The following is a 12,364-nucleotide window of genomic DNA, read 5'->3' as shown; positions in this document are numbered from 1 at the left end:
TCGGATATCTGATTGCGATGGGCGCACCATGCTGCTAAAAGGATGGGGCGTCAAGGAGCAATTTGAAGAATGACAAGAGACCTGAAGGGCACCCCTACTGGAGAGACCGGACTTCTCCGTCGCCCACCGCGCCTCGGCGAGGAAGTCTACAACGCCATCTACGCGCAGCTGATGTCGCTCAAGATCCCGCCGGGCGGGCGCATCTCCGTCGACAACCTCGTGCGCGAGCTCGGTGTCTCCCAGACGCCGATTCGCGAGGCGTTGTCGCGGCTGGAAGCCCAGGGCCTCGTTATCAAAACGCATCTGATCGGCTACAGCGCCGCGCCGCAATTGGATCGGCAGCGGCTGGAACAGCTTTACGATCTGCGCCTCCTGGTGGAGCCGCATGCGGCCGCCCGCGCCGCCGAGGCGATGAGCGAGGAGGCAATCGCCGCACTGGAGGCGATCGACGTCGAGATGCGCTCCGTGCGCAATGGCGACGCGAGACTTGCCTATGGGCAGTTCGCGCAAAGCGATGGCACGTTCCACGACATGATCGCCCTCGGAAGCGGCAACGCGCTCATCCACGAGACGCTGGCCCGGCTCCACACGCATGTGCACCTCTTCAGGCTCTATTTTCATGCGAGAGCAACGAGCGACGCCAATGCCGAACACGCCCTGATCATCCAGTCGATCAAGGCGCGCGATCCGCGGGCTGCCGAGTGGGCAATGCGCGAACACATCGAGCGCTCGCGAACGCGCTTCATGACGATTTTTCAGCTGTGACGGGAGCCGTCACAGCTAACTTTCTCAGCCGGCCTTCCTGACTATTGATCGACGACCGATCCATCCGCATGCAGGCGGGTGTGCAGCTTTCTTGCCCTGTAGGGATAGTTTTTCGCAGCATCCTCGCGCAGGCTGATACCGATCCCCGGTTCGTCGCTGATCGTCAGGAAGCCGTGCCCATCGTGCCGCGAGGCGCCAGTCAGGAAGCTGTCGCTATCCGGCCGCTTGTCGGTCACGTCCCAAGTATCGTTCGGGAACTCCTGCAGCACGAAATTCGGTGCTGTCGCGGCAATCTGCAGGCAGGCAGCGGTGGAGACCGCACTCAGCGGATTATGCGGGACGACACCGACATGCGAGGCTTCGGCAAGGGCCGCGATCTTGCGCGCTCCCGAGATACCGCCAACCAGGCAGACGTCCGGCCGCACCATCTGCACCGCGTTGCGGGCAAGCAGCATCTGGAACTCCCACAATGTCGTCATACGCTCGCCAGTGGCGATCGGAATGCCGATCTTGTCAGCGACATAACCCATCTCATCGAGATTGTCCGGCGTGACCGGATCTTCCATGAAGAGCGGGAAGAATTCCTCGATGCCCCGGCCGAGCTGAACCGCCTCGAAGGGCGTCATCTGCCGGTGGATCTCGATGCAGAGATCCATCTCTCGCCCGGCAATCCGCCGATATTCACGAACCGTGTCGATCGCGTCGCCGATCTTTTGCGCATGCGTCTGGAAATATGGAACCTCGCGGCGGGAATCCAGGAACGGCGTCAGGTGACCGACCGCCGTGAATCCCATTTTCTTGGCGTTCTCGATCCCTGTGAACAATTCGTCCTTGGTCTCGCCGAAGACATGATAGTAGGCGCGAGCCTTTTCACGAACCTTGCCGCCGAGCAATGCATGAACCGGCGCTTCGAAATGTTTGCCGGTGATATCCCAGAGCGCGATATCGATGGCGCTGAGCGCCGCCATAATCGCCGCGCCGCGGAAATGTGCCCAGCGATACATATATTGCCAATGGTGCTCGATGCGGAGGGGGTCCTGACCGAGAAGGTAATCCTTGAAGCGCGTGACCGCGCCGGCGGTCGCTTCATGGAACCCCCAGGCTCCACCCTCACCCAACCCGACCAGCCCGTTGTCGGTCCGGATCTGGACGAAGAAGTACTTGTCGATGAAAATGCTCTCGATGCTTTCAATACGCATGGTCAACCCTTCCGTCTTTCAGGCCTAAGGAGGCGTCTGGCCTATTGCTCTGCAATGATGATGACGTCGTCCGGCTCAATCCGGACCTTGATGCTCTCGCCAACGAGCGGCGGTCTTCGCGCCGGCAACTCGGCCCTCAGCCTCACGTCACCTACCCGCAACGTGCAGGTGATCAGCGGACCGAGGAAACCGACTGTCTCGACCGTGGCATCGAAGACATTCGCCCCGGCGGCGCTCTCGCCGGCGCGCGTGATGCTTTCAGCGCGGATGCAGGCGATCACCTGCCCCGAGGCGCGAATATCGCTCTCTCGCGAGAAATGTCCTTCTATGGTTATACCGCCGGCAAGAGCCACGAGCGCCGACCGGTCGGGCACTGAGCGAATGACCGTGGCGTCGACGATGTTGGCATTACCGATGAATTCCGCGGCGAAGCGGCTCGCCGGTCGCTCGTAGAGATCGCGCGGCGTTCCTGATTGGACGATGCGGCCGTCCTTCATCAGAATGATGCGATCGCTCATCAACATCGCTTCCGACTGGTCGTGCGTGACATAGAGCGACGTCTGACCAAGCCGCCGCTGCAGGTCGACGAGCTCGAAACGCATGCGGTCGCGCAGGCCGGCATCGAGATTGCTCAGCGGTTCATCGAAAAGAAGGAGTTTCGGCGACGTGACGACCGCGCGCGCTAGGGCCACACGTTGCTGCTGACCGCCGCTGAGCTCGGTACCGTACCGCTCCGCAAAGCCGTCGAGCCCAACGAGCTTGAGCGCTTCGCCAACCTTGCGCTTGATGTCTGCCACCGGCTCGCGACGGGTACGCAGGCCGTAAGCGACATTCTCGAAGACCGACATGTGCGGCCATACGGCGTAAGACTGAAAAACCATGTTGATGCCGCGCTTGTCCGGCGGAATATCGCTGCCATCCGACGCCATCATCGTATCGCCAAGGCGGATCGTCCCACCGGAAGAGCTTTCAAGACCCGCGATGCACCGAAGCGTCGTGGTTTTCCCGCAGCCGCTCGGACCGAGCAGCGATACAAATTCACCATCTTCGACTGAGAAGGAGATGTCACTGACGGCAACCACAGCGCCGTAGGAGACGACAAGATCTTCGACATTCAATCTGGCCATTGTGCTTTCCTTTCTCAGGCCGCCTGCGACAGCTTCACGCGCAGCACGAACCGGCCGACAAAGATGCCAAGACCAAGAATTGCTGTTTGAAGGAGGCCGATGATGGTGGCGTTCTGGACGTTTCCGAATTCAAGATAGTCCCAGGACATCACCGACAGGACCTTGTTGCTCGGAGAGGCAAGCAGGATCGCGGCGCTGATCTCCCGGATCGAGAAAATGAACACCAGTATCCAGGCGGAAAGCACGCCGGGCTTGATCAGCACGAAGGTGATCTTGCGGGCCGTATGCCAGTGCGAACCGCCGCAGACGGCCGATGCTTCTTCAAGCGATTTGTCAATTTGGATCATCGACGTGTCGATCATGCGGTAGGCAAAGGGGATGTAGGACGCAACGAACGCGATCACGAGAATCCAGATCGTCCCGTATGCAGGCGTCATCAGGTAGGTCCAGAAGATCCCGGTGCCGAAGACGATCCCCGGTACAGCGATCGGAAACATTGCGACATAGTCAAGGAAGCCACTGCCGCTGACCCGCAGACGGCGCACCGCATACGCGATGGCAATGCCGAGCGCCACGCAGAGCGTCGGCGACAGAAGGCCGACAAGCAGCGTGTTCCAGATCGATTGCTGAACCGCGACGGAGCCGAGGACAGCCTTGAAATTTGCGAGCGTAAAGTTTGCATCGAGGATCGACGACGACGTGAAGCTGGTAAAGGCCACATAAAGCAGCGCGAGATATGGCAACACGATTGCCAGCAGCACATAGACGAGGATGAAGGCAAGCGCCGGGATCTGAAAGCCCCGCAGCCTGACGAGACGAGTGCGGTAGCCTCTCGCCGTCACTGTCACGAAGCGTGTGGCGACCCTGGACGCATAGCGGTAGCAGGCAACACCGAGAAGCGAGATCCAGAACAGCAGCGTACCGATGGCCGCTGCGCGCGGGTAGTCGAGCGGAAAAGTCGCCACCGCCCGATAGATATCGACGGCAAGGAACGGCATAGCCTGGGTGCCGCCGAGGGCTGCGGGAATAGAAAAAGTGCCGCAAGTCAGAACGAAGACGAAGAAGAATGCCGAGATGATAGCCGGGCGCACGATCGGGAACGTGATTTTCCAAGCCGTGGCGAAGGTTCCCGCACCGTTGAGATATGAGGCTTCCTCCATGGAAGGATCCATGCCCTTGAGCGCCGAGGAGACCGTCATGTAGGCATAAGGCACGTTGTAGAGCGCCATGATGAGAATGACGCCGGTCGCCGTCACGACATTGACGATACTGCCCTCGATCCCGAAGACGTTTCGGGCCATGACATTCAACAGCCCGGCGTTAGGCGATGCGAGGATCAGCCATGCCAAAGCGCCTACAAACGGCGATAGATAGAGCGGGGCGATGACGCATTGCTCCATGAAGCTGCGCATGCGGATATCCGTTCGGGCCAATAGCCAGGCCAGCGCAATGCCGGCAAGGCAGGCGATCAGCGAAACCAGCAGAGACGCACCCACCGTCACTGCAAGCGTTCGGAGAAACGGCAATGTCGTATAAACCGCTTCGAAACTACGCAGCGAAAATTGAGATCGAGGATCGACGAAAGTTCCGGTCCGTGCTGCGCCGAGAAACATCAAGACGATGGGCAAGAGGACCAGGATCGTCAGAAGGAGGCCGAGGCAGATGGGAAGAGCGAGCCCTCCCCTCCGGCGGCGACGGCGAGCCGTACGGTGACCGATGCCGGCGACCGTCTGTGCAGGTGCTTGCGATATCGACACGTCAGATCCTCAGCGACCGTAGATCTGGTTCCATTCGGCTATGATCGGCTTCGCCGGATCGACGTAGCCCGGGTCATTCAGATAATCGAGGTAGAGATCGGCCGGATCGGCATACCAATCCTCCTTGTACCAGTCGGCCTTGCTGGCCTTGCGCGGATCTACCGTATCGTCGCGTGCCGATGACACACCCGAGAGCTTGAACCATTCGGCCTGGCCTCCCGCGCTTGCTGCCCATTCCTGGAAAAGCTTGGCGGCATTCGAATGCGGTGCATGCGCCGAAATTGCCTGGACGGTCAGGTTCGCCGGTGTCGGACTCGGGAAAATCCAGCGGATCGGCGCACCTTTGAGGTAGAGATTGCCCATATCGCTCTGCGACGCCTGGTCAACGATCGCGTGCTCTCCTGCCCCGAGACGGTCATACATCGGCGACTTACTCTCGTAGATCTGCGGCTTAAGCGCGGCGAGCTTCTTCTGGTAGGTGGGCCCGAACTGATCGCGTTTTCCGCCGAGAAACATATAGACGAAGGAATAGCTGCTGCCGCCCGAAGCCGGCGTCGAGCTCGCATAGCGACCCGCCCAGCGCGGATCTGTCAACGCCTCCCAGCCGCCCTCACGAATGAATTTGTCTTCCTCTGGCGTGACCTTCTGGCTGTTCCATGCAATCCCCATGGCGTTGACGAAGATCGTGTACCAGATGCCTTCCTTCTTCATCGACGGCTTGATCCCTGCCCCGGATGGCGGGGTGTATTCGCCGATCAGGCCCTCATCATGAGCGGACTCGATCAGCACCGTGTCGGTGATCTGAATGACATCGGCCATATGCTGGCCAACGCGCTCCTCCGTCAGCCACCGGTCGAAGAGCGGATAGCTCGGGCCACGCACGTTCTGCGTCGTGATGCCGTATTTTTTGGTGAAGGCCGAAGTCCATGTGCCGGTGATGTCGATTGCTGTCGTGTGATAGTAAGTCAGTGTGCCCTCTGCCTTGGCAGCGGCAACGAGATCGGCGTCCGGCCCCGTTTGGGACAGCGCTGGCTTAACCGCCGGAATGAGGGTCGCTGCTGCGCCGAGAGCGCCGAGCTGCAGCAAATGTCTACGAGATATGCCCCGATCGAAGCCGGGAATGGCCTTCATCGTCATTGCAATTCCTCCCTAGCGAGACGCTGGGCTCCTCTTCCCGCGCCTTCTAATCATATATTTGCGCAAATATAGGAAGTGTCAATTCGGAATTGGCTATTTGCGCAAATATATGATCTGATGCATCAGAAAGCGAAGCTCGCTATTGTGAGAACTTAGAATCGATGCCGAGGGAAAAGAGATGAAGGCGCCAACCGGCCCCGCGGGGATACCGCCGCTGAATGAACCCGTTTATCTTCGCGTCAAGCGGGCAATCCTGGCCGACCTGGTTGCCGGGGCATTTCTGCCCGGAATGCATCTGACGATCGACACTCTGACGTCACGCTATGGCGTCAGCCACATGCCGATCCGTGAGGCTCTACGCCAGCTGGAGGGCGAAGGCATCCTGATCTCGCTCGCCCATCGCGGTTTCAAAATCGAGAGTGTCACGGAAGACTATATTCGCAATATCTACGACATTCGCGTCGGCATTGAATCGCTACTTGCACACCGTGCAGCAGAACTCGCTACCGATGACGACATCCGGGACATCAGGGAGATGCACGAAGCGCTGTGCGTGATGATCCGCAGCGGCGGCGGTGTTCCCGCGGCGCTTGAAAATGTCAAGTTTCACAAACGCCTCTATTCTATCGCTCGCAATCCGGAGGCGGAACTCATTCTTGAAGGCAGAACCCGTGTTGTCAGAACGGTTGGCGACGGGCTTGGCGGCTATACGCCAGAAGTCTTCGAGATCGTCATCGCCGAGCACGAGAAAATGGTCGAAGCGATGGAGCGCAAGGACCCCAAGGCCGCGCGCGACGCGGTCTTTGACCACGTTACCGCCGCGCGCGATCGGCTACTGAGGAAGATGGCGCTCAGCCACCGGTTCCCCCCGGACGGAGCGACGGCAGATACAACCGAGACAAAGCTGGCCTCAGGGTAGGCCGCGTAACGGCCGTGCTCTACACATAAAACTCCACCGTCGGCTCCGGCGGCACCGTGCTGTCGGTCAGTTCATAGGCTCGGATATAATCGATGTTCATCTCCGAGCCTTCCGCCAGACCATCGGCGGGTGAACCTGCGGCACCGCCGACGGCGAGGTTGACGAGCATGTACATCGGATCGTGCATGTCGTCGGGGGTGTCTGCCTGGGCGACGGCGACGTCGTCGAAGTACCACGTGATGTGGTCCTCGTCCCAGAGGACGCCGTAGTTGTGAAAGCCCTCGGTGCTTGCGACTTTCACCGGCGTTGAATCGATGGTGTGCGATCCGCCGTCGTCGCTATGGACCGTTACGTTGACCGTGTTCGGATCCTGGCCGCGCATTTCCACGACATCGAGCTCCGGCGGCCATGAGCCGTCTTCCGGCAGCAGCCAGAAGGCTGGCCAGACACCCTGATTATTCGGCATATCGGCGCGGATTTCGAAATAGCCATAGGTCTGCGAGAAGGAGGAATGGGTGTTGAGCAGACCCGATGTGTAGTCATAACCGTCGATCTGCTGCTGCAATGCCGCCGATGCCGGGTTGGCGGAAATCGTCAGGATGCCGTCGTTGACGCTGAAGGGATCGGCGGATGCCGTCGGTTCGTAGGACGGGTTGATGTACCATTGCTGCTCGCCGTTGCCGCTCAGGGTTCCGCCGCGCTCCGGCGCCCACCAGAACTTGGCGTCCCAAGTGCCCTGATCGCCATCTCTCAGCGACAGGCTGTTGAAATCGTCGTTGAACGAGAGCGAAAGATGTGAGCGGTCGAGCGTCAGCTGGAATTGGGCGGCGCTCAGCTGATCGATATCGGCATTGGCGAGAACCAGGCTCTCGCCGTTGCCGGTGTCGATGCGGACATCGGCGCCCTCCTGCGTCGAATGCGCGACGAGATCGGCAAAGGACGAGAAGCTGTCCATCCGGATCACGTCGTCGGCGCCGAAATCGGTGATCAGGTCGCTACCGCTGCCGTGGTTGAAGACGAAGGTATCCGCCCCGCCGCCGCCGATCAGCACATCGTTGCCCGCGCCGCCATCGATCGTCTGACCGCCTGAGGCGCCGGAGATGATATTGTCGCCGTCATTGCCGAAGGCATAGCGGCCGTTGCCCGTCACCGTCAGGTTCTCGAAGTTTTCGGGCAGCGTGTAGTCCATCCAGGTGTTGATCGTGTCCGTGCCGGAATCGGCTTGCTCCACCGCGGTGTTCTTGGCGGAATAGAGGTAATAGATGTCATCGCCGGTGCCGCCCTGCATGGAGACTTTAACGGCGCTGTCGCCCCACATGGAGTCATTGCCCGCCGTGCCCGTCTGGACCGGGCCGGCCTTGGTTGCGGAAAACCATGCGGTCGATGAGCCGCTGTAATAGAGGGGTCTGCCGACGGCGTTCACGATAGAAGTGGTCATCTCAGCTCCTTCGGTGGATTCTGGCTGGCCGCTTGGGATCGGCTTTCAGCCGCTTTTCGCGCAATCCGGCGCGACTACAAACGAAGGTTGAGGCATTGACTGCAGAAAGGCGAGCGCCAATGGATGGCGCGAGACCAGCGCGACATTGTCTTGCCAACGTGCTGTTAACGCAGCAGCGCCCCGAAATGAAAGCGAGCGGCGGCACTGTGCCGATACCGCACCGCAGCACGCGCTACTGAGGCTTTCCATGCCGGTTTGAAGCAACGCAGCGCGCGATACTGTGGTGGCCGTTCAGGCGTCAGCTCAGAAGACCGCTGAGCTTCAGGTTCTTGCGCACCGTCGCCGGCGGCATGTCGAAGCGCTGGCGGAACTTCTTGATGAAATGCGAGGAGTTCTGGAACCCGGCGCGAATCGCGACCTCGGCGAGCGGGATCTTGGTGGTCTTGACGAGGCGCATCGCCTCGTCAAGCCTCACCGTCAGATAGGCCGACGCCGGGGAGACGCCGAGCGCCGTGCGGAAGGAACGCTCCAGCTGGCGCCGCGACAAGCCGCTCTGCGTGGCGATGTCCTCGATATCCAGCAGGTCTTCGACATGCTGCTCCATGGTCAGCAACGCTTTCTCGACCCGCGCATCGTCGATCGTGCCGCGCCCGAGCGGATTGCGCGGTTGCATTTCCTTGGCATCGCGGCGGCGGGCGATCTGCAGGATTTCGAGGGCGTTCTTCTCGGCGAATTCGCCGACATGCCGATTGAGCAGGAAAGCGGCAAGATCGGCGGCACTGCTGCCGCCGGCGCAGGTGATTACCTTGCCGTCTTCGACGAAGAGCTCATGCGAGGTGACCGAGATCTCAGGAAAACGCTCGCGGAAATCGCCGTGATGCAGCCAGCTGACACAGGCCCGCTTGCCCTCCAGAAGCCCGGCCTCGGCAAGGATGAAGCTTCCGGTGCAGAGGCCGATGATCGGTACGCCCGCATGCGAGGCGTTGACGACATAGGCGACGGCCTGGCTGTCGAGCACCTCGACCTTCTCGTTGATCCGCCCGCCGACCACGACGATGTAGTCGAAATTCGTCGGCGGCTTGAGCGGCGCATTCGGCGGCACCTGCACGCCAGAGCTCGAGGTCACGAAATGCTTGTCGGCGCTCATGACCAGCCAGTCGCAGGCGATCCGTCCGGAATTGTCGCGCTGGTCGCTGCCGAGCCGCAGCGTATCGACGAAGAGCGAGAAGGCGCTGAGCGTAAAATTCTTTGCAAGCAGGAAGCCGATTTTCAGCTTCAGGGAATTCGCTCTGTTTTCACGCATGGGAAAGTCCGTCCGGCAGCCTGGTGCGCCGATTATAGGATGGAAGATGAACCGGGCGCGAGATCGTTTGCGACTGCGGGCGGCGCTGGCGGCATCGTTCGAAGCAGGCGAGCGGGTGTCCTGTAGAGGCGACATTTGTACGCAGCCATACACGCCAAAAAGGACGGATTTCCTTCATGGTTGCATAAGAGGTTGTCTTTATCGTCCGGTCGAAATCAGTGAGACCCCGGCAATGACAAAGCAAGCGGCACCCTCCCCAGCACCGGCATTCGACCCCGCCGGCGACCTCGAAAACATGATTGCCGCGCTGCGCGGCCAGCATGCCGAGCTCGTAGAACGCTATGAATGGCTGGAGGCGATGATCAATCACGTGCCCGACTTCATCTATGCGAAGGACAGGCAGGGGCGTTTCCTCTTCGCCAACCGCGCGGTGGTGCTGAACAACGGCTTCGAGACCGTCGGCCAGCTGATCGGAATGACGGATGGCGAGATCCATCCGCACACCCATGCCGAGGATATCGATGCCGTCGAGCAGCGCGTCATCGAGACCGGGAGTTCCGACCTAGGCGTCGAGGAACGCCGCATGAAGGGCGAAGGCTGGCTGATGATGTCGCGCGTGCCGCTGCGCGACCGCACCGGCGCGATCATCGGCGTCGTCGGGGCCTCGCGCGATATCACGGCGCGCAAACGTGCCGAAGAGCTGATGGCGGCGCAAACGAGGCTGCTGCAGGATGTGGCGCGTGGCGTTGAGCTCAATTCCTTCCTGAAGGACGCGCAGCTGCTGCTGGAGCGGCTGCTTCCCGGGCGATCGGTCAGCATCGTTCTGGACGGAGTCGAGGATGCCGGTATCGAAGCCCCGCGAATGGAATTCCAGATTGCCTGCCGCGACGGCAGCAGTCACGGAAGCCTGTTGGTATCGGAGAGAGAATGCCTGGGTGAAGCCGGGCTCTCCGAGTTTCTGGCCGGCGTCGCCCAGACCATCGGCATTGCGATCGACCGCCATCGCGACACCGCCCGGATCGCCTTTCTCGCAGAACACGATGCGCTGACCGGCCTGCCGAACCGCACGCTGCTCGACCGCAAGCTCGGCGATCTCCTCGAGATCGACGAGAATGCGGTCTCCGTCGCCTTCATCGATCTCGATAATTTCAAGCTGGTGAACGACAGCCTCGGCCACGCGGCAGGCGACGAGCTTCTGAAGATCGTTGCGGCGCGCATCACTGCGGAAATCTGCAGCAAGGGACTGGTATCGCGGATCGGCGGCGACGAGTTCATCGTCGTGGTTGAAGCGAGCGGCAAAGATCCGTTGCCGCGGCTGCGCAAGATTGCCGATGCGATCGCCCGTCCCTGCAACATCGACGGCGTCGAGATCAGGGTGACCTGCAGCATCGGCGTCGCCTCGTCCAGGGAGCATGGACGGGCAGCGAGCGAGCTTGTCGCCAATGCCGATATGGCGCTCTACCGCGCCAAGGATGCCGGCCGCAATGCAATCCAGCTCTTCACACCTGAAATGGCCGAGGCAGCCCGCCACAAGCTGCTGCGCATCGACGATCTTCGCCGCGCCGTCACTGACGATCAATTCCTGCTGCATTTCCAGCCGCAGAAGCATATCGCCAGCGGCGAGATTTCAGGCATCGAGGCGCTGCTGCGCTGGCAGCATCCGCAGGCGGGGCTGATCTCCCCGGCTGAGTTCATTCCGCTTGCCGAAGAGACCGGGCTGATCGTCGAACTCGGCGAGATCGTTCTCGACAAGGCCTGCCGCCAGCTGCGGGCGTGGCTGGATAACGGGCTGCCCGCGGTGCGCATGGCGGTGAATGTGTCCGCAAGGCAGTTCCGCGAGCCGTCGCTTCCCGCGAAAGTGGCGGCAGCGCTCGCCGCCTCGGGCCTCGACCCGGCGCTTCTCGAACTCGAACTGACCGAGAGCCTGATCATGGAAGACGTCGACGGAGCGATCGCCCGCATGCGCGAGCTGAAGCGGCTCGGCGTCAGCCTGTCGATCGATGATTTCGGAACCGGCTATTCGAGCCTCAGCACCCTGAAGCTCTTTCCGCTGTCGCGTCTCAAGATCGACCGCTCGTTCATCACGGATATTCCGGGCGATCCCGGAGACATGGCGATCACCTCGGCAATTGTTGCGCTCGGACATACGCTCGATCTGGAAGTGATCGCCGAAGGCGTCGAGACCGAGGCGCAGGCGGCGTTTCTGGCGGAGACGGGTTGCGACGCATTCCAGGGCTTTCTCTTCGCCCGGCCGCTGCCCGCCGCTGATATCGGCAAACTGCTGGCAGGGTCCGTCGTGATGGAGAAACGCAGAAAGAAACGACCGGCCTGACGCTCGGTTACAATGGGTCGTATTTGTTGACGGAACGGCGGCCATGCCTTGGCGGTTCTCCCCTTCGAAGGAGTACACAAATGACCAAGGCAATGACCGAACCCTATTCCATCCGCACGCTGGGCCTCCAATATGGAATCGAGCCCGCCGAGGCAGAGCGTCTGCTCGCCCGGTTTGCTTGCTCGAAGGTGGAAATGGACCGGTTGCTGACCGCCCGCGGCAGAACGGCAAAACATCGCCGCCGCGAAATGAACACGCCGGTATCACAGGCAGCATTCGGCATTGGATAGGCATGCCGGCGCTTGACTGCGAAGGCTTCAGTTCCAAATGAGATCATGACCTTAAGGCATTTCGGCCCTAGGGTCGCAAAACTGTCATGTCCCTCTG

Annotated in this window: 10 protein-coding genes; 4 read left to right on the top strand and 6 right to left on the bottom strand. The window is 60.9% G+C overall.

The features are described from left to right. Positions 1 to 69 precede the first annotated feature (69 nt). Positions 70 to 765, top strand: coding sequence for a GntR family transcriptional regulator (locus tag ACODR6_RS07600; protein ID WP_489021957.1), 696 nt, complete (start codon positions 70 to 72; stop codon positions 763 to 765). A 41-nt stretch (positions 766 to 806) separates the two neighbouring features. Here ACODR6_RS07600 and ACODR6_RS07595 read toward each other — a convergent pair whose 3' ends face one another. The 4 genes from ACODR6_RS07595 to ACODR6_RS07580 all read right to left on the bottom strand — a co-directional run bounded on the left by ACODR6_RS07595 (position 807) and on the right by ACODR6_RS07580 (position 5,985). Next, complete coding sequence (locus ACODR6_RS07595; RefSeq protein WP_413712412.1) at positions 807 to 1,964, bottom strand: mandelate racemase/muconate lactonizing enzyme family protein; 1,158 nt, start codon at positions 1,962 to 1,964, stop codon at positions 807 to 809. A gap of 41 nt (positions 1,965 to 2,005) precedes the next feature. Further along, positions 2,006 to 3,091: an ABC transporter ATP-binding protein gene (locus tag ACODR6_RS07590; RefSeq protein ID WP_489021954.1), complete on the bottom strand. Its 1,086-nt coding sequence runs from the start codon at positions 3,089 to 3,091 to the stop codon at positions 2,006 to 2,008. A 14-nt stretch (positions 3,092 to 3,105) separates the two neighbouring features. Further along, complete coding sequence (locus ACODR6_RS07585) at positions 3,106 to 4,587, bottom strand: ABC transporter permease (protein WP_489021952.1); 1,482 nt, start codon at positions 4,585 to 4,587, stop codon at positions 3,106 to 3,108. Between the two features lie 270 nt (positions 4,588 to 4,857). Further along, positions 4,858 to 5,985 carry an ABC transporter substrate-binding protein gene (locus tag ACODR6_RS07580; RefSeq protein WP_489021950.1) on the bottom strand — a complete coding sequence of 376 codons (1,128 nt, stop codon included), beginning with the start codon at positions 5,983 to 5,985 and terminating at the stop codon, positions 4,858 to 4,860. Positions 5,986 to 6,163: 178 nt separating this feature from the next. Between ACODR6_RS07580 and ACODR6_RS07575 the strand changes: the two genes are divergently transcribed. Continuing rightward, positions 6,164 to 6,904: a GntR family transcriptional regulator gene (locus tag ACODR6_RS07575; protein WP_489021948.1), complete on the top strand. Its 741-nt coding sequence runs from the start codon at positions 6,164 to 6,166 to the stop codon at positions 6,902 to 6,904. 19 nt (positions 6,905 to 6,923) lie between these two features. On the opposite strand, the gene eglC is transcribed toward ACODR6_RS07575, so the two are convergent. After that, positions 6,924 to 8,342: an endo-1,3-1,4-beta-glycanase EglC gene (gene eglC, locus ACODR6_RS07570; protein WP_489021946.1), complete on the bottom strand. Its 1,419-nt coding sequence runs from the start codon at positions 8,340 to 8,342 to the stop codon at positions 6,924 to 6,926. 298 nt (positions 8,343 to 8,640) lie between these two features. Beyond that, the gene (locus ACODR6_RS07565) at positions 8,641 to 9,645 is read right to left on the bottom strand and encodes a GlxA family transcriptional regulator (protein ID WP_489021944.1); all 1,005 of its coding nucleotides are present in this window, start codon (positions 9,643 to 9,645) and stop codon (positions 8,641 to 8,643) included. A 232-nt stretch (positions 9,646 to 9,877) separates the two neighbouring features. Here ACODR6_RS07565 and ACODR6_RS07560 point away from each other — a divergent pair, with 232 nt between their 5' ends. Further along, a complete protein-coding gene (locus ACODR6_RS07560) occupies positions 9,878 to 11,977 on the top strand; it encodes a putative bifunctional diguanylate cyclase/phosphodiesterase (protein WP_489021942.1) in 2,100 nt (699 codons plus the stop codon). 80 nt (positions 11,978 to 12,057) lie between these two features. Further along, positions 12,058 to 12,267, top strand: a complete 210-nt coding sequence (locus ACODR6_RS07555) for a hypothetical protein (RefSeq protein WP_112711098.1) — start codon at positions 12,058 to 12,060, stop codon at positions 12,265 to 12,267. Positions 12,268 to 12,364: the final 97 nt, after the last annotated feature.

The organism is Rhizobium sp. FG96 (assembly GCF_057808655.1).
This window is presented reverse-complemented; position numbering and strand designations above follow the sequence as displayed.